We start from the raw sequence: 18,185 nt of genomic DNA on the forward strand, positions 1-18,185 counted from the left end.
GGCCTTGGGCGTTCGTGGCGCGCCGTCGTCCAGGCGGGGCCGTGGCGTGACGCTGTGTCCGGACAGCGGCTTTTCCGAAGCGGGTATGAGTGGTTCGTTGTCCGCTGCTGTTGCGGAGGTGGTCGAGGCCTGGAGGATCGAGCCCACCAAGACAGCGGAAATGAGGACGGCAACCCGGCGTCGCATGCCCATCGCCGTCATCCGTGCTCGCATCACGATCGTTCCGTCCTCATCCTTCGCGTCTTGCCGTACGTCATGGGTGCGCTACGGGGCGTAGCTACTGCTGTGCCTGCTTGGGGCAGTCGTGGTGCTGTGGAGGGGTGCCCGGGTCAGGGGCCTGCCGTGGTGTCCAGGTCGGCTCCGCCGGACAAGCTCGCGATCTGCGCCTCGTTGGCTGCTCCCTGCATGACCCACACGTCGTCGATGGCGCCGCTCCAGTACTCGCCCCAGGTGGTGGAGCTGGTCCTGAGCCGGCCGAGCTGCAGGCCCTTGGTGGCGGCGAAGGGCAGGACCGAGGTGTTCCAGGAGACTTTCTCGGTGCAGTCGGGGTCGTTGGGGACACCGTCGTCGTTATCGTCCGCGCACGGTGTGACTTGCGTCTGGCCGTCGACGTAGAGGGACATCCGCCCGGCGAAGGCGTCGTAGACGACGATGATGTTGTTCCAGTCGGTGTTGTTCTGGAAGTTGCTGTGCTCGGCCGTGGCGGTCGCCGCGGTGGTGCTGTCCGCGTTGGCCATGACCAGCTGCCACCGGCCGGCATGGGCGGAGTCGGTTGCGTCGGGTACGTAGCGGACCGCGAACCCGCTGTTGTTGGTGCCGGCCATGCTCATCACGGTGACCGGCTTGGCCGGGCGGCTCGGGGCGGTGACCCAGGCGGAGACGGTGAAGCTCCTGCTCGTGTCGATCGGGGAGGCGCTGGTCGAAGCAGATCCGGTGCCCTGGCTGCTCAGGACGAGGTCGCCACCACCGATGGGGTTGTTCAGGCTGACGTTGTCGATCTTCGCCGCGCCGACGAGCGTGAGGGGGTGCTGGGTGTGGTCCTCTCGCGTGAGATCGTCGGGCGAGGTCGCCGGGCTTCCGGAGGAGGCATCGACCCTCCAGCGGCCTTCCACAGTGGCCTGGCTGTTGAACATGGCGGCGATCTCCGGGGCGGACAGTGCACGGTCGTACAACTGGACGCCGGAGATCTGCCCCGGGAAGAAACTCGCAGGCACGCCGCTGTAGTTGCCCGCGCCGATCTGCACCGGGCCGCTGCCGTAGAACGGGGCGTCGAACTTCGTGGTGGCCACCCACTTGCCCTGCACATACAGCCGCAGATCGTTGGTGACGGCGTCGTAGGAGCCGACGATCTGGGTCCATTCGCCGCCCGGTGCCAGGTCCGGGTCACCCTGTGATGCGCGGACCGGTGTGCCGTTGGCGGTGTCCTGGGTGTACTGGTTGAACGACCAGCCGTAGGCGGGTGAGTAGTACAGCTCGAATCCCGGCTTCACCGTGCCGGTCTGGGTGGCGATGACCGCCGGGCGGGTGGGCTTGGTCTTGGGCAGCTTCGCCCAGGCAGTGACGGAGAAGCTGCGCTGGTTGTTGATGTAGGGCCCTGCGGTCGTCGCGTAGTCGTCGACACCGTCCAGACTCAGCGCCGCGCCGGACCGGCCGGGCTTGCCAGCAGTAGCGCCGCCCTTGAACACGGCCGGGCTGACCTCCGCGCGGCCGGACACCTGCGTCCTCGTGGTGCCGTCGTCATTCGTGGCCGGCTCATCCAGGGGGAAGACCGCACGGGCTGGGCGACCGGTACCGATGGACTGCTTGTTGTAGAGGCTGCTTACCTCGCTCGCCGCAAGCGGCTTGTCATACAGGCGGACGTCGTCGATGGTGCCGGGGAAGAAGCTGCCCGCTGCGCCGTCGTGGGAGCCGGCGCCGATCTGCAGGCCTCGCCGCGCGTCCCAGGGCGTGGAGTAGGGGGTGGTTCCGGCGAGCGTTCCGTTGACGTACAGGGACAGCTGACCGGCCGAGGAGCTGTAGATGCCCGCCAGATGCACCCATGCGCCCGCTTTCACGCCGCCTGCGGCGGACTGCATCACCCGCACAGGGGTGGCCGTGGTCGTGTCGGCCGAGTACTGGTTGAACGCCCACCGGTCGTTGGTCTTGGAGTAGTACAGCTCAAAGCCCGGGGCGTTGTTGCCCGGCTGGGCGGCGACCACCGCGGCGGCGGCCGGCATCTTGTCGAGCTTGACCCATGCGGTCACCGAAAAGCCGGTGGAGGTGTCCACGGTCGGAATGTCGGAGACCAGGTAGTCGTCCACGCCGTCCAGTGACACCGCGTTTCCATCGACTCCCGCGGCACCGAGCGTCGGGCTTCCCTTCAGATCCAGGGTCCGGGCTGCGGACGAGCCGGCTGCCTGGGTCGCGCCCGAGGCCTCGTCCAGCTTCCACTCAGCGCGGGTGGGCTGGCCGGACTTCACGCGGAAGACGTAGCGCGACTGCTCGCTGATGCGGCCTGCGGAATCAAATGCCTGCGCGTAGAGGAAGTTGGTACCGGAGCGCGTGGGCCGGAAGCTGACCGTTCTGGCCGCGCCGCCCGTGGTGGCCACCTCGTTGTCCGACGAGGGTTCCTCGTTGATGCCGAACCAGTACTTCACCACGTCGGTGTCCGACGCATCCAGAGTGAAGGTGCCGTAGCGGCCCACGCCGTCGTAGACCGGGTCGTTCGGGTCGCTGTCGTCCTTGGACGGATAGTCACCGGAGGTGATCTTCGGTCCCTCGGGTGTCTTGGTGTCCCAGACGAAGTAGCAGCCCGTCGCCGAGCCCGCGTCCGACCATGGCGAAGGGCTGTAGATCTTGCCCTGGTCGTAGTCCCAGGCCCGCGCCAACCAGGCCACGGTCTTGTCTCGGGGGATCGTCTTGCTGGTGCCTGGGAGATTCTCGGTCAGTGTGATGCTGAAGTCCTTCCCGGAGGGCTTGGACTTCAGGTCTTCCTTCTTGGAAGTCCACTGGGGCTTGAAGCCGCTTCCGGCGTCCCACCACAGCTGGAACTGCACAGCCACCTGGTCCTTGTCCGGGTCCGTGACCTTGTTCGCGCTGAGCTGGGGCAGGCTGCGGATGTAGGCCTTCTTCTCCGGCTTCTTGCAGATTCCTCCAGGCTCCTGGTTCAGCTGCGACATGGGAATCTGCGTCGGCGGCTTGTTGTACTTCACCCGCAGATATGCGTCATCGGAGAACCGCTTCCAGCCGTACTTGTCGCCCTCGTCGGCTGCCCTCAGACCAAAGGAGGTGTAGTCCGACCCGTGGGAAGCTGCGTACTTCACTGCGGCCGTTGCGTCCAGTTCGAGCTTGCTCGAGGGACAGTCGGCGCCTCCGCCCATGGCCACGGACTTCGAGTCCAGCTGTTCAAGCCAGTTGTCCGCCGAGCTGTTCCACGTCGTGTCGGAGTCGAACGGCTTGGTGCGCCAGAGTTGGACCGACCGAGCGCTGCACGACCCCGACCACGTCTCCTGCGCGACGAACGTCGCACTGAGGATGGTCTTCCCGGAGATGTCTGCGGTGGGGAACCGGTAGAATAGGCGCTTCACGTCGTAGGGCGCGCAGTAATACCAGCCGCAATAGCCGACACCGGCGTCCTTGTCCCCGTTGAACCGCCACTGCGGCTCAGAGGCCCAGTACCGCGAGACCATCGTCCACTCCCCCGCCTTCGGGGTGTAGGTCTGCGGATCGATGTAGACCGGGAACGTCGTGTCCGAACCCGTCAACAGCCCGTGGTCAGGGGTGAGTTTCAACTCGCTGCCGTCGGTCGCGACGTCGACGCCGATCGGGGCCACCTTCGCCCCGTCACCGGGCGCGTCCGCGGCATCAGACCCGTCACCGGCTTTGGTACGTGCGGCAGCAAGGCTTTTGGCTCCGGTCGAAGCCGGTGTGGGTTGGGTGGAGTCCCACATCATGGGTTTGGCTGCTTGGAAGACCACGCCGCCGGCGTTGTCGTCGATGGCTGCCAGGCCGCCGGAGGTCGCTTCCTGCAGGGCCAGGCCCGGGGATGCCACCTTCAGCTTCAGTTCGGCCAGAGCAGGGTTCTTGGCTGCTTCGGGGGTATTGACCACCAGCAGTTCGGAGTAGCCGTCCGTGGTGGCCTTCATCTTCAAGTCCACGTCGGGCAGCACATTGGCGTAGGTGGCGGTGTCGCCGTCCAGTGTCGGGGCAGGCAGGGCGGCCGGCCACGAGAACGACAGTTTCTTCCCCGACCGCTCCAGAGAAACCAGGGGGCCCGTGCCTCCACCGGAAAAGGCCAGCCCGACTGCCGCCGCCTTCGGAACCACCGTGCCGTCGGACTGCCTCGCGAGTGTGTTGTCGATCGCCTTCCACTGGCCGGCAACGCGGGTGCGGACCGGCTTGAGATGCTGCACGGCTTCCATCTGTCCGTCGGGCGTCGCGTAGACCTCGCTCGACTCCGTACGCAACGACGTCTCCTCGACGTTGCTGCCGCCCGCCTCAGCCGCCTTCTCAGCAGCCGACACCGTCACGGCCGCCCGGATCTTGCCGGCACCCGACACCCTGGCCGGGTACGGCGTGGCCTGAGCGGCACTACCGCCGTTCCCCAACGACGGAACACCGGTCGTCACCACGACGGCTACAGCCAGACCAAGCACTGCTTTGGCCGCACCACGCCGCCCCCGGGACGCGCTCATCTTTCCCCCGCTCTCCCGACCCCATAAAGTCCCCACACGGGAGTCACATGAACTTCAAAAGTCCCGGGACTTTAACTGCGCCTTACTTGCACACGTCAAGCGCCTGACGGACGGTCAGCACTACTGACGCTTTACGCAAGCACCGCCACTTCAGCCACCTGCCCGAATTGCCGGGACACGCAGGCCACATGCCGGAATACCACACCTCTCACGACGGATATATCGGGCATGAATGCCCATACACCTCATCAGAATCAAGACAACTGCCTGAACATCGACTTCGGAGGATGCACCTCCACTTTGCGTGAAATTTGACATTCCATGAGGGGGAACCGGGGCCTCCGTCACACGCCACAGGCCTCAGCAAAACAAGACTCAAGACACGGCCTGGCGCTGCCACCGCCTCCAGACCCGGCGAGGAGCTGACCGCCGAGCCCCGGCGTGCGACGCACTCCCCAGCCCGCCGCACGACACCGCTCCCCGCTCCCCGCTACACCCAGCGCTGGCCTCACCAGCTACTGGCCCCGCTCTCGCCGACCACCCCAGCTGCACAATGCAACATAGGTCGGGGTCTTCACCCTCGACCGCGCGAGCAGCCCACACCGCCAGCGTCATTCCTCCACCGAAGGTCCGGCACAGCACCGCACCGGCGTTCGTGCGCTGGCAGATGCCACGCAGCCGCACCAAGCTTGGCCGGAGCCGACTCGACGCTGTCCTTCCCGTGAGGCGGCGCGGCGCTTCCCGGCCGCCTGGCGCATCTCCTGGGTGCTTGTGGAGCACGGCCTCGGCCTGCTCGTGGATACCTGGGCGGCGTGCGGGGTCGGTGAACTCGCCGAGCCCATCGACGACCGCGACGACCCCGTCGAAGGGTCGAGTCAGCGGCTGGCTGGAGAGATTCGTGCGAGCGATTCACGGCGGTGACTCGGGGCCGGGCCGTTCTCGTGCTGCCCGTCAATCCAGGTAAGGCTCGAAGTCCCAGTAGGGGCGGGTCCGCTGGCGGGCGGAGACGGTGTGCGGGTGCTGGGCGCCCAGCGTGCGGGTGAGCCCGAGCAGAGCGTCCTCCTCCAGCTTTCCCGCCTCCTCGCGTTCACGGCCGGCCCGCAGGTCCGCGGCGAGCGCCACCTGGCAGGAGAGGGTAAGCGGGTGTTCCTGCCCGAGCGTGTGCCGGGCCCGGCGCAGGGTGTCCCGGCTCAGCTCGACAGCGTCGGCGATCCGGCCGTTCAAGTTGCAGGCGCTGGCCGCGTTGAGGGCGCAGCCGAGGACCCAGGGGTGGTCGGCACCGAGGGTGGCGGTGAGGCTCACAAAGGACGTCTCGAGTGTCGACATGGCCTCGGCGCGTTCACCGGCGACCTGCATGACGAGCCCGGAGTTGGAGAGCATGCCGGTGGCTACAGGGTGGGAGGGCCCGAGGAGGGCTCGGTAGCCGGCCTCGGCCTCGTCGATCAGCTCCCGTGCCTGCGATAGATCGCCGTGTTCCCGCAGGTAGCTGCCGTAGTTGGTGATGAGGGCCAGGGTGCGGTAGTGCTCGCGACCGTGCACCTCGGCCACCTGGTCGAGGAGACTTGCCATCTCGCGCCCCACGTCCTGCCTCTGGCCCCCCTCGCGCCGGCGGCACATGACCAGCAGTCCGCGGGCCGACAGGGTCTGCGGATGCCGTGGGCCCAGCACCTGAACATGGAGGCGGGCCACCGACTCCTGGCGGGCGAGCGCATCACGATAACGGCCCAGTAGACGCAGGTCGTTGGAAAGGGCGTTGCCCGAACGGAGGGTGTCCATGTGCCTCGCACGCCAGACGCTCTCCTGGCGGGCAAGAGTCTCCAGATCGAATTCACACGCCTCGGCGTACCTGCCCAGAAGTCGCAGCCCGACACCGAGGTCATGCTGGGCGGCCATCGTGGCGAGCTCATCCAGGCCGAGCAGCCGTCGCATGCCATCGAGGACCTCACGCTGAATCTCATGGGCCTCCTGGTACCGCCCCAGGAGACGGAGGCTGTTGGCCATGGCTCCCTGGGTGTTGAACTCGCCGAGCTCGTTGCGCTGGTCGGCGGCTCTCAGCCTCTGCAAGACGCCGCGGTCGTGGTCGTACGCCTCACGGAACCGGCCGCTCGCCCGCATGATGTTGCTCTCCTGCATGGTCAGGTCGAGCATGGGCGGGTCCAGCGGGTCCATGGTCCGGGACCAGCGGTCACGGACGCGAGGGGCGAGGTCCAAGCCACTCTGGTACTGCCCGCTGCGGAAGCAGTAGCGCAGGCAGTTCAGGACGGTCTCCTGGACCCGGGGCTGGGCGCTGCTCAGCGCGCCCGAGGGCTCTAGGTGGGGCAGCAGCTCCGCGTACCGGGGCCAGTTACGGCTGTCGAGGGGGTTGCCGGGGTCGGCCTGGGCCAGCAGGGTGCGGACTGCCTGGCGGTGCACAACTCGTCCGTCCTCACTGGTCAGCTTGGAGACGATGTCGTGGACCAGCCGGTGTATGTGCACCGACTCCTGGTACGGGCCCGTCTCGGTGCCATCCGGTCCGCGGGTTTCGCGGGTAAGCACCGAGTAGTTGACCAGCGTGTCCAGTGCCCGGGTCCAGGCTCGCGAGTCGGTGGCCATCCATCGCAGTTCCTCGGGGAGTTCGGCCTGTGGGCAGGAACGGATGAGACCGAGGGGGATGCGGCCCGGTGCGAAGGCCGTGCACAGGCTTAGGACATCGACGGCCTGGGGCTGGACGCGGCTGAGCTGGTTGAGCAGTATCGACCAGGATGTCATGGACGATTGCGGGAATCCGTCGCTGGCGGCGGGAGCGTCGACCGTGGAAAGCCCCCGCTCTCGGACCATGCGTAGGTACTCGGGCGCTGCCATGCCCGACCCGCCGAGCCAGCCGGCGGCTTGCACCAGCGGCAGTGGGATGTCTTCGCACTCGGCCGCCACCTCGTCGGCCTGCTCGGCGGTGATGTGCGGGGCTTGGCGCATCAGATAGGCGGTGGACTCAGCACGATGGAAGGCCGGAACATCCAAGATGTCGGTATCTTTGCTCCAGGCCCGGTTACGCGAGGTGATCAGGACGTGGCCGGGGCCCTGTGGAAGCAGCGCGTTGATGCCGTCGGTGTCTTCCCAACCGTCGAAGATCAGCAGCCAGTTGGTGTACGGCTCCCCGCGCCGCAGCCCGTTGAGCACCGCGCGGATACGCTCGCCCGGCTCGCTGCCGATCCGCACGCCGAGTCCCACAGCGAGTTCGCCGAGCCGGTCGCGCAGGATGCTGCGGTCCTCGGAATTGACCCACCACACCAGATCGTAGTCCGTACTGAAGCGGTACGCGTACTCGGCGGCCAGCTGGGTCTTCCCTATGCCGGACATGCCCAACAGGGTGCAGACCGCGGCACCACGCTCGGCGTCGGCAAGCCGCTGGTGGAGGGCGGTGAGCAGGTCGTCGCGGCCGGTGAACCGCGGGTTCCGGCGCGGGACCTCGCCCCAGATCTCGCAGCGGGTCCCGGGGTAGCGGGCTCGGCCCGCGGACGGCCTCGGGACGCGCTGGCGCTCCAGGCCGAGTCGACTCAGCAGGCGCTCCTCGGCAGCCTCCTCACTCAGCCCCCACAGGCTGGCCGGCTCCAGGACGGCGGTGGCCGGGAGCAGGGGCCGGTTGGTGAGGTTGACGGCGGCGAAGCGGTCGGCGTGCGTGGCGATGAAGCCACTCAGTGCTTCGTTCCAATCACCCGCGGGGCGCGGGCCGAGGCTGAAGAACCAGTCATCGAGGACCAGCAGCACCCGCCCGCCGGACAGCAATAGGTCACCGAGAGAGTCCTCCAACGACACCTCGCGCGGAGGGTCCCAGCGCTGCAGCGCTGCCCGGTGGCCGTGGCGCTCCAGGCACTGCGCGATCCACGCCGCCCAAGCCCGGCGATGACCGGCGTAGACGATCAAGAGACTCACGTCCGCGCCCGCACGGCCTGGACGCGTGCGGTGGGGGGTTAACGCGACGGTGTGGTCGAATGCCTTCTTGAGCAGTGTCCTCATGTTTGTGGGCTCGAAATCGTGCAGTGGGGACGGGGCGGGCGGCTTGTGGGCTTCGGCGCGTTCACGATAGGCCCTGTTGCGGGCAAGGATCAGCTGGCCTGCGGTGTTTCGGGTGCGGCGCTGCGGACGGGGTCGCTGCTTGGCGCGGAGCGACGCTGCGACTTCGTTGTAGATGGTGTCGAGGCTGAGGTAGGGCCCTTCGCCCGTGATCCCGTGCTGAAGGGTGGTGAGAAGTTCGGCTGTGAAGGCGGTGTAGCGTTCACCGGGTATAGCCAGTGCGGTCTTGGTCTCACCGGCAGCGGCGATCACATAGGTACCTTCGATCGCCGCCTCGTCGGCCAACGCTGTCGCGGGGTCGCTGCTGCCCATCCGGCCCAGAGCGCGTCCGCTGTAACAGCAGTCCAGGACGACGACGTGCCGCTCGGCGCGAGTTCTGGCCATCTCCTCGCCGATCACTCCGTACGGGACGGCGGTGTATGAGGCTCTCTGTTGGTCCGAGCCCGTCAGCGCAAGATGGAGTTCCGCAGCCTGCCGGGCGAGCAACCCGTGTCCGGCGTAGTACACCAGGAGTGTGTCTGTGGCTTCTGTGGCAGCGTGAACGATCGGGTCGATCATCTGCGCCGGAGTGTCCGGATCAGCGACGACGACGCAGTTCTGTGCGGGTAAACCCAGCACGTCTGGAGAGCACAAGACTTCAGCGAGCGCTTCGAGGTTGGCGGCGACTGCGGGAAGGTTCTGCAGTGAGCCGGTGTAGTGGCTGGTCCCGATGAGCACCGCACGGGATGCGGTGGGGTTGGGAACGGCGTTCACTCCTCGAGCGCCCTGAGAACTCGGGCGACGGCGTCCGGGTCGCCACCGTCAAGGGTGATCCTCACACCATCACGCTCGACGGACAGTGAGGAGGGCTGCCTGCGGGTACCGCGCCAGGCGGCGTAGGCGAGGCCGAAGTTCAAGATCTGAAAATTAGTGTCGATCACTAGCTTCACGACATCGAGAGCTCCCCCCATCTCGCCCTCACCTGCGGCTGAAGCCTCCATGGAGATCACCGCATGGCGACGGATGTCTGGCTCGTCTTGCAGCCATTGATAGAAGGAAAGGAGGTCCTCTTCCGCGTCGTCCACGCTAATCCAAATCACACTGGACACGAGCCCCCCTCTTCACGGCCGACGATTGGCAAGATAGCGCATATCCGGACAGCTTATGGGCCGTATGAGGGGCATCTCGCGGGGGATACCGGCGACGCGTTGGGCATCAACCTGCTGTTGGCGGAGCAAGGAGAGGGTGAGGTCGGCGATCCGCAGTGCAGCGAGCACATGCCGCGGGTGGACCAGTTCAAGCATCTGCAGCCAGGCGGTCATGGGAGGTACCTCCGGTCGATGGCCGACGGCCGGATGCCGCCAGCGCATGACCTCGATGAAGCACGGTCCTGGGGGTTTCCTGCGATCCCGTACAGGCCGCAACGGGCGTCGACAGTTGTTCCCGTGACGGTGGTGAACCCGAGCCGGGGCCCGGATGGACACGACGACGCGACGGAAGCTCTCCGTGGCGACACCGCCGGGCGGTTCCTTTTGCAGGGCCCCTTTTTCCGCGCCCCGGCGGTGTGCTGATGGGCCCGGCAGACGGTGGAGTCGACGTTGATCTCCCAGTTGATCAGACCCTTTATGTCGGCCTGGACCTGCAGTTCGGTGAAGATGCGCTGCCAGGTACGGTCCCGCTGCCAGCGCCGGAACAGGTCGTACACCCGAGCCCACGGACCATACCGCTCCGGAACATCCCGCCACGGGACACCCGTCCGAGTCCGGAACCGTATCCCGTCGATGAGCTGCCGCTTCGTCCACGTCGGCGGACGCCCTGGCTTCTTCCCCCTGGGCAACAGCGGCTCCAGCCGGGCCCACTGTGCGTCTGTCAGATCCCCACGCGCCACAAAGCGAGAGCATCTCATGTTCAAGATCTACTTCTGATAAACGCCCCAGGAAATCGATGGCGCCGGCGGCCAGGTGGATCGCTGCACGCAGGGTGACGGCGCCCGGGCGATTCTGAGTCCGGGCCGGTACCCGTTTCACGGCAGAGCGGTCGTGCGAAGAGGAGCAGCCTTACGAGTTGACCCCTTCGACGGTGCCCCACGCTTGGCACTCGGGGCATCGCCCCTTCCACTTCGGTGAACCCGCTCCACACTCCGCACATCGATATGCGGGCTGAGCAGTCGTGACGGTTGGGTCCTGGCGGACGGCTTCGTCGACCTGGGCCCGGTCGTAGCCGCGGCGCGTGAGCTCGAAGCGCGGGTTCGCAGGACGCCGGTGCGGCGGCGCCGCAAAGTACTCATCCACCTGGTCGCGTGCGTAGCCCCGGAAGACGATGCCGAACTGAGGCGCTGGGGGCGGGCTGGCGACCGGCACAGTCACTGGAGCGGTGGGCTGGGAGGGGTTTGAGAGGAGCGCGTGGGCGGCCGCTGCGGTGGGCCGGGCGGTGGGGTCCCTGTCGAGCAGTCGCATGACCAGATCCGACACTCCTGAGGCAATGCGCGGTGGGGCGACGCGGTAGGCCAGGACGGCGGCCACGGACTCCGAGGGCGTGGTCCGCTGGAACGGGTTGACCCCCTCGATGGCTTCGTAGAGGGTCACGCCAAGAAAGAAGAGGTCTCCGGCCGGCCCGTCGCCGCGTTGCTCGATGCGCTCGGGGGCGAGGTAGGGAAGCGAGCCGATCACCATGCCTGTGCCGGTCACCCTGGTGTCGTGTTCACGCACCGCGATGCCGAAGTCGGCCAGTAGCACCCGGCCGTCGTCGCCGAGGAGCACGTTGGCGGGTTTGACGTCCCGGTGGACGATGCCGGCCGTGTGGGCAGCTTCCAGCGCGGACAGCACCGCGCCCGCCACCTCGCAGACCCGTGCGACGGGGAGCGGCCCAGCGGCCCGCAACTCGTCGGCCAGGGAGCGTCCCTCGACGAGTTCCATGACGATCCAGGGCACTGCCCGGTCGGTCACCACATCGTGAACCGCCACAACGTTGGGATGGGTCCGCAGCCGTGCCGCGTTCCGGGCCTCCCTCATCGCCCGCGCGACAAGGTCCGCACGCTCCTTCTCCGATCCCGTGGCGGGCAGTGAGACCGCCTTCACTGCGACTTCGACACGAAGCTGTTCGTCCCGGGCCCTCCAAACCTGCCCGAACCCGCCCGCTCCCAGCGCCCCCACGAGCCGATAGCGCCCGGCCACCATCATCCCCGGGTAACCGCCCTCGCCCATCCCGTCCTCCCCCGCCCGCAACACCCGGCCCAGATCTCGGCCACGGTCACCTCCGCCAGCTCGTCGTACACCGAACCCGCAGACGACCTCGCCGACGTTGTCCTACTGCAGCGATTGAGCCGCGTCTCCCAATTGGCGGTCGAGTCGTCGCGGGGCTCCGAGCGGCCAAGTCCCGTAAGCCATCCAGCGGCTCAGCCTTTACAGCCATACCCGGAGCCCCCGGGCCCTCCGATCCTACGAACGACCGGATCAGACCCACGCGTGGAAGGTAGGACAACCTTTACGAGCTCGTGCACGGTAGGCGGTGAGACGTCGAGCTCTCGATCGACGATCATGTTCGTGTGGTGGGGAACGCGTCTCGTGCATCGATCATCAGCGACCGGAGGATCACGGGTCTGTCGCCCGACGTGATCGCTGAACTCGTCGCCGATGTAGGTCCGTTGTGGCATGAACGGCACCAGGCCAGGCTCGCGTCACGAGCACGGAAGCGGGCCGTGGGCGCCGGTGCGAAGCACCGGCTGGTCTTCGTCGACCGCCTCCTGGCCACGCTTGTGCACCTCCGTCATGGAGTCACGCACGACGTGCTGGCGTGCTGGTTTGGCGTGGACCGCTCCACGATCACACGAGCCATCGGCGAGGTGCGCCCACTGCTCGCCCAGCGAGGCTGCACGGTCACTGCCGGAGTGCGGTTACGGACTCTGGCCGAGGTCGTCGAGTACCTCGGCGTGACCGGCGAGACCGGGATCGTCGACGGCACTGAGATCCGGGTCCGACGGCCAGCCGTCGGACGCAAGGATCGGGACAAGTTCATCTCCGGCAAGAGCAAGCAGAACGCCGTCAAGGCCATGGTGCTCACGGACGGAGACGGCCGGGTGCTGTTCTGCAGCCCGACCACGCCCGGCAGCTGCGCGGACATCACCCACGCCCGACAGTTAGGGCTAGTCAGGCTCCTGTCTGACGGTCCTGCCGTAGAGATTCTCGCCGATGCTGGCTACCAGGGCCTGGGTGCGCAGACCGGCGGGCGCGTCGTGACACCACCGCATCGCAAGTTCAAGAAGAACGCACCGGACTGGTACGAGGAATTGCACGAGCGGCAGCGCAAGGCGCATTCCTCGCGGCGTATCCGAGTCGAGCACGGCATCGCCCACCTCAAGAACTGGCGGGCTCTCGCCCGCCACCTCGGCCACCGCGAGCACACGAGCGACACCGTCCAAGCCATCGCCGGCCTCCTGTCCCAGCAGCAGGCCGCAGACCTGATCTCGACTCAGCAGAGTTGAACACCGCCGCCACCGAAGTCCTCGACGTCTCACCGCCTACCGTGCACGAGCTCGTTAGCCGAGCTGCGGACAACCGGCCTGCTGGACATGGACGATGCGGCCATCGACGGCTCCCACATCAGGGCCCTCAAAGGGAGGCTCACGTCGGCCCTTCACCCATCGACCGCGGCCGCCCTGGCTCCAAGCACCATGTGATCGTCGACCGCCACGGCACGCCTCTGGCCGTCTCCCTGACCGGCGGGAACCGGCATGACATCACAGAGTTGATCCCCCTGCTGGACGCGATACCCCGCATCCGAGGGGTGCGCGGGCGTCCCCGCAACCGACCCAAACGGCTCTTCGCCCACCGGGGCTACGACTACGACAAGTACCGCCACCTGCTACGGAAACGCGGCATCAGACCCCTGATCGCCCGACGCGGCGCTGCCCACGGCTCCGGCCTCGGCCGCCCCCGCTGGGTCGTCGAGCGGACCTTCGCCTGGCTCCATCAGTTCAAACGACTCCGTGTCCGCTATGAGCAACGAGCCGACCTCCACCAGGGACTACTCGAACTCGCCTGCAGCATCATCTGCCTTCGACGGCTCCGCACGTCATTCTGAAATGATCAGTTAGAGGCTGCCGTCACACTCGCATCACTGCTGATAGGTCCAGCTGGTCCACGTCCCCGCGCAAGGGGAGACCGAGAGGCCGCCTAGAGACGGGGATGTGGCGCCCACTTCCTTCCTCGCCGTCATGCGCCGGCGTGCATGTATGCCGCCCATAGGGAGGGCAACCCGGTCAGGTCCTGCGCAGCTTGTGGGCTGCTTCCATCGCGGATGCTGCGGACCGCATGGTGCAGCGCGTGTGCCGCGCGGTCCGGGTCCAGTGTCCCGGAGCCCTGTCCCAGACCGGTATAGAACAGGTCGGCGACGGTGGCGGAGAGCTCGTCGTCGATCTCCCACAACGTGCCGATCACATGGGGAAATCCCGCGAGTTGGAAAGCCGAGCTGAGATGGATGGCCTCATCGAGCAGTTGTGCGGTATCGATGGCCGCAGTGCGACAGGCGGACAGGTAGGCCAGGCGTGCCTTCCCGAGGTTCGCTGACGCCAGGCTGGCGACAGTCAGCGGAGCGTCCGCGTGATCGTGCAGCAGAAGCAGGCTCCGTGAGGGGTCGGTCGGATCGCTCGAACCGTGGCAGGAAAAGTGCGCGATCGCACACTCCGGGAGCCATCGCAGGACGTGGGCCTTCATCGGCAGGGCAGATGAAGGCCCTGCGGGCGGCACGGTATCGGTGTTCGGTTCCTGCAGCAGTACGGCGCCGGGCAACCACTTGCGCACCGCCTCTACTTCGTCCTCGACGAAGTCCAGTCGGCCCTGACGGGGCAGACCGGGTGTGGTCGGCATCGCCACGATCAGACTGTGCGCGGCCTCGGACGCGGCGGCGGTACGACCTCGTTCACGAGCGTGGCGCAGAGCACGGATCGTCGGTGTGTAGGACGAGACGACGCGGTCCATCACCGTGCGCCGCCGCGACCGGTCGCCCGGATCGGTGTGATGGCCGGCCGCGTGCAGCGGCAGCAGACCCAGCAGACCGCCCGGCACCCACCACACCCTCGGCCAGTCCTCCGGGCCATGGCTCGCTCCTTCCGGCTGGCCGTGGAACCCCAGAGCGTCGAACACCGGACCCGCGGCCACGTCCCATAGCCACTCCAGGACCCCGTTGATGGTGCGTTGCGCGGCGACCCGCTTCTCCGCGTCGTCGCCCGACGCCTCCTGCAGTGCCTGCTGGAAGGTAAGGATCTGTTCGATCAGGGGGCCGTAGGCCAAGCCCGGCAGGTTCAGACTGGCGACGCCGCCCCTGGTGAGCAGCAGTGCATCGCTGCGGTACTGGCTGATGTTGAACACGACCACGGGTCCATGGGCGGCCTGGGCGCGAAGCTCGTCCATCGCAGGTGGCAACGCGAAGGTGTGGAATCCCTTCAGGCCGCGAATCTTCTCCAGCAGGTCGGAGAACTCCCCCGCCAGCAGGTGCCGTTCGCGCGACGGGCCGCCCTGCGCCGGTTCGTTGCCCGCCGCGGCGGCAAGGGCAGCGGTGTCAGTGCTCGCGGGCGAGTCAAGTCGGTCCCGCAAGTCCGCGAACCGTGCGGCCAGTTCGGGGTGGTGCGCCCGCAGGTCGGTCAGGTCGTTGCGGGTCTCCAGGGCCTGGCTGAGCAGCACCGCCCGACCCGTCTCCAGCAGCCCCAGAGCGCGCTCGGCCCGTCCGGCCGCGGTGCCGTCCGGGGCTGCGAGGGCGAGTGCGGCGGCGTCGCCGACCAGGCCGGCGAATTGGGCGATGGCGAACTGCTGGTCGCCGCGTTCCAGGCGCCGCGGAGCCAACTGCGGCAACAACAGAACCGCGTTCTCCGCGGCGTTCGCTGCGGCCCGCGCGCCACCGGACGCGGCAAGCAGGGCCGCCGCCAGCGCCGACTCCCTGAGCCGGATGGCAGGTGCAGCCGCCTTCACCTTCGAGGCCTTCAGACGGCAGGAAATCGCTTCGTCCAGGTCCGCGGCCCCCCGGTTGCGCCCGTAGCGAGCCTGCAGCATGTCGGCGAGGTTGGACAGGGACAGCGTGCGGTCGGGGTGCTGGGCAGGGGTGGCGGCGACCGCCTCCGCCAGACGGTCGATCGCCGTGTCCAGATCCGCTGACGCACCCACCCGCCCGAATCGAGTCCTTAGCGCGTCTCCGAGGTTGTTGAGCAGCACCGCCCGGATGAGGTTGTCCGCGGGTGCGGTCTCCACCGCCTCCGTCAGACAGTCGATCGCCGCGTCCAGATCCGCTGACTCGTCCGTCTGGGCAAACCTCCTTTTCAGCGCGCCTCCGAGATTGGTGAGGATCCCTGCCCGATCGGGCAGGCCGTGGGCAAAGCCCACCGCTTGTCTCAAGCAGTTGATCGCGGCATTCAAGTCCTCCGGCACTTTTGTCCGGTCGTAGCGGAACCGCAGTGCGATCCCAAGTTTGGACAACCTCATCGCACGGTGAGGGTCGTCGGCGGAGGTGAATCCGACCGCTTCGGTGAGGCAGTCGACGGCAGCATCGGCGTCCGCCACTGCGGCCAGACGCTCGCCTCGTTCCCGGAAGGCGTTTCCGAGGTTGGTCAACGTCATTGCGCGGTCGTCCGCGTCGTGCGCGGCGGCCGCCGCTTCCCGGAAGCGGTCGATCGCGGCATCCAGATACGCCATCACACCCGTCAGCTCGAAGCGGGACCGCAACGCCCCCGCAAGGTTGTTCAGGACTCTCAGCCGATCCGGCTCCTCGGGCGGAGCGAGAGCCAGCGCCTCTGTCAGGCATTCGATCGCGGCGTCCGCGTCCGCCACTCTCCCCATCTGCTCGCTGCGCTTGCTCAGTGCACCACCAAAAGCGGTCAGGATGTCGGTCCGCTCGGGGTGGTCGACGGGGGCGGCGACCGCTGCCTCACGGAAATGGTCGATCGCGGCGTCCAGGTCCGCCATCGCACCGGTCAGCTCGAAGTGGGACCACATCGCCTCCCCAAGTTTGTATAGCCGCACCGCCCGGTCAGGGTGGTCGGGCCGCTCTGAGGGAACACTCGGGGCGGCGGCTACCGATTGCCGCAGAGCGTCGATCGCGGCATCTACATCTGCCAGTGTTCTCGTACGCTGGCCACGCTGATTGAGCGCATTCCCGAGATGACAGCGACGCGCGGCACGGTCGTCCGCGTCGACGGCCGCATCCACCGACTCGCGGAAACAGTCGATCGAGGCATTCAGATCCTCTGGTTCGTCCAACCGGTCGAACCGAATGCGCAGAGCTTCACCGAGGTGGCCCAGGATCGTTGCCCGATGGGGATGCCCGGGTGGGGCGGCGGCCAGCGCCTCCCGAAAGCAGCCGATCGCGGCATCCGCGTCCGCCACCACGCCGGTCTGCAGGAACCGGACGAGCAGCGCGTCTCCGAGCTCGAACTGTCGCATGGCACGACTGGACATGTCGGCTGCCGCGTCCGCCGCCACACGGAGGCGTTCGATGGCGTCACTCACGCCCGCGTCGGCAGCCGGCAGTTCGGACTGGAGCTGGAGGGTCTCCTGATACAGCGACAGCATCTGAGGCTGCTTCGGATGGTCGGGCGGGACGATGGCCGCCGCCTTCCGCAGATGCTCGATCGCGGCATTCAGATCAGCAGGCTGACACGTCCTCATGAATCCGCTATGCATCGTGACGCCCAGAGTGAACAGCGCACTGGCACGGTCGAAATCGTCGATCGACACGTCGATCGCCTCATGCAGGACGGCGATCGCGGTCTCCATGTCTGTCGGAACATGCGTCTGATCGAAGCGGATCCGGAGCGCGTTCCCGAGGTTGGTGAGTCTCCCCGCCCGGGCCGGGTGCCGAGCAGGACCGATGGCCGCCGACTTGCGCCACGCCTCGGTGGCGGCGTCCAGAGCAGCTGCGTCGTCCAGCAGGGTGTGAAGGTCCTGGAGCGCGACCCCCAGGTGGAACAACCTCCCGGCGCGCCGAGGGTGGCCGTCCGGGGTGCTGTCCACAATGCGCTCCCAGAGCTGCACGGCACCGGAGAGCAAGCCGGGGTCCGGGGAGAACTGAGTGCGCTCGAGGAGGCCGACGGCGTGGGGCTCCAGGTCGTCGGCCAGGCTCGGCACCACCTCCTCCGGCAGATCCGACAGCTCCGGCGCTCCCACCACGAAGCACACCTTGAAGGCCGCCTGCGCGGCCGCCAGGTCCTTCTCGTCCTCGCCGGCGGGCAGAGCCGCGTAGCGGTACCAGTGGAACCAGCCGAGCGTGAAGGCCACTTCGGCGTCGCCGCTCTCGGCATACTCGGCCAGCGGTCTGGCTTCGCCGAGCGCCCCTGGCTCCAGTACCGGGGACAAGTCCCGCTGCTCACCGATCCGTCGTATACGGGCCCTCACCGCATCCAGTCGTGCCTCGCGCACCATGCCCCCGTTCGTTCACGTTCACGAATCGCGATACGCGATTCACTGCTATTTGCATGATTCCTGGATTAAGCTGATTTGG

General features: G+C 67.5%; 8 protein-coding genes and 1 pseudogene. 2 read left to right on the forward strand and 7 right to left on the reverse strand.

From position 1 onward, the window contains the following. Window positions 1-329: 329 nt before the first annotated feature. From FB157_RS09560 to FB157_RS09585, 6 genes are all read right to left on the reverse strand, one after another. Window positions 330-4,538 carry a LamG-like jellyroll fold domain-containing protein gene (locus FB157_RS09560; protein ID WP_261386230.1) on the reverse strand — a complete coding sequence of 1,403 codons (4,209 nt, stop codon included), beginning with the start codon at window positions 4,536-4,538 and terminating at the stop codon, window positions 330-332. Window positions 4,539-5,624: 1,086 nt separating this feature from the next. Beyond that, window positions 5,625-9,476, reverse strand: coding sequence for an FxSxx-COOH system tetratricopeptide repeat protein (gene fxsT / locus FB157_RS09565; RefSeq protein WP_145877976.1), 3,852 nt, complete (start codon window positions 9,474-9,476; stop codon window positions 5,625-5,627). Continuing rightward, the gene (locus tag FB157_RS09570; RefSeq protein WP_145877978.1) at window positions 9,473-9,811 is read right to left on the reverse strand and encodes an effector-associated constant component EACC1; all 339 of its coding nucleotides are present in this window, start codon (window positions 9,809-9,811) and stop codon (window positions 9,473-9,475) included. Before FB157_RS09570 ends, fxsT begins: the two co-directional genes overlap by 4 nt. 12 nt (window positions 9,812-9,823) lie before the next feature. Then, window positions 9,824-10,024 (reverse strand): hypothetical protein, encoded by a 201-nt coding sequence (locus FB157_RS09575; RefSeq protein ID WP_145877979.1) that lies wholly within the window; start codon window positions 10,022-10,024, stop codon window positions 9,824-9,826. Beyond that, window positions 10,021-10,608, reverse strand: a complete 588-nt coding sequence (locus FB157_RS48275) for an IS5 family transposase (RefSeq protein ID WP_261386231.1) — start codon at window positions 10,606-10,608, stop codon at window positions 10,021-10,023. Before FB157_RS48275 ends, FB157_RS09575 begins: the two co-directional genes overlap by 4 nt. A gap of 151 nt (window positions 10,609-10,759) precedes the next feature. Next, window positions 10,760-11,905: a protein kinase domain-containing protein gene (locus FB157_RS09585; RefSeq protein WP_145877981.1), complete on the reverse strand. Its 1,146-nt coding sequence runs from the start codon at window positions 11,903-11,905 to the stop codon at window positions 10,760-10,762. Window positions 11,906-12,246: 341 nt separating this feature from the next. On the opposite strand from FB157_RS09585, the gene FB157_RS09595 reads away from it, so the two are divergent. Further along, window positions 12,247-13,182, forward strand: a complete 936-nt coding sequence (locus FB157_RS09595; RefSeq protein WP_145877983.1) for a transposase family protein — start codon at window positions 12,247-12,249, stop codon at window positions 13,180-13,182. A 35-nt stretch (window positions 13,183-13,217) separates the two neighbouring features. Next, window positions 13,218-13,781: pseudogene (locus FB157_RS09600) on the forward strand (IS5 family transposase); the annotation flags it as partial. Between the two features lie 131 nt (window positions 13,782-13,912). Here FB157_RS09600 and FB157_RS09605 read toward each other — a convergent pair. Beyond that, window positions 13,913-18,106, reverse strand: coding sequence for a CHAT domain-containing protein (locus FB157_RS09605; RefSeq protein WP_145877985.1), 4,194 nt, complete (start codon window positions 18,104-18,106; stop codon window positions 13,913-13,915). Window positions 18,107-18,185 lie beyond the last annotated feature (79 nt).

It is taken from the genome of Streptomyces sp. BK340, assembly GCF_007827595.1.
GTDB lineage: Bacteria > Actinomycetota > Actinomycetes > Streptomycetales > Streptomycetaceae > Streptomyces.

Coding starts and splice junctions, on each gene's coding strand:
- FB157_RS09575 (WP_145877979.1), bottom strand. CDS start 10,024: ATGACCGCCTGGCTGCAGATGCTTGAACTGGTCCACCCGCGGCATGTG.
- FB157_RS48275 (WP_261386231.1), bottom strand. CDS start 10,608: ATGAGATGCTCTCGCTTTGTGGCGCGTGGGGATCTGACAGACGCACAG.
- FB157_RS09585 (WP_145877981.1), bottom strand. CDS start 11,905: ATGGGCGAGGGCGGTTACCCGGGGATGATGGTGGCCGGGCGCTATCGG.
- FB157_RS09605 (WP_145877985.1), bottom strand. CDS start 18,106: ATGGTGCGCGAGGCACGACTGGATGCGGTGAGGGCCCGTATACGACGG.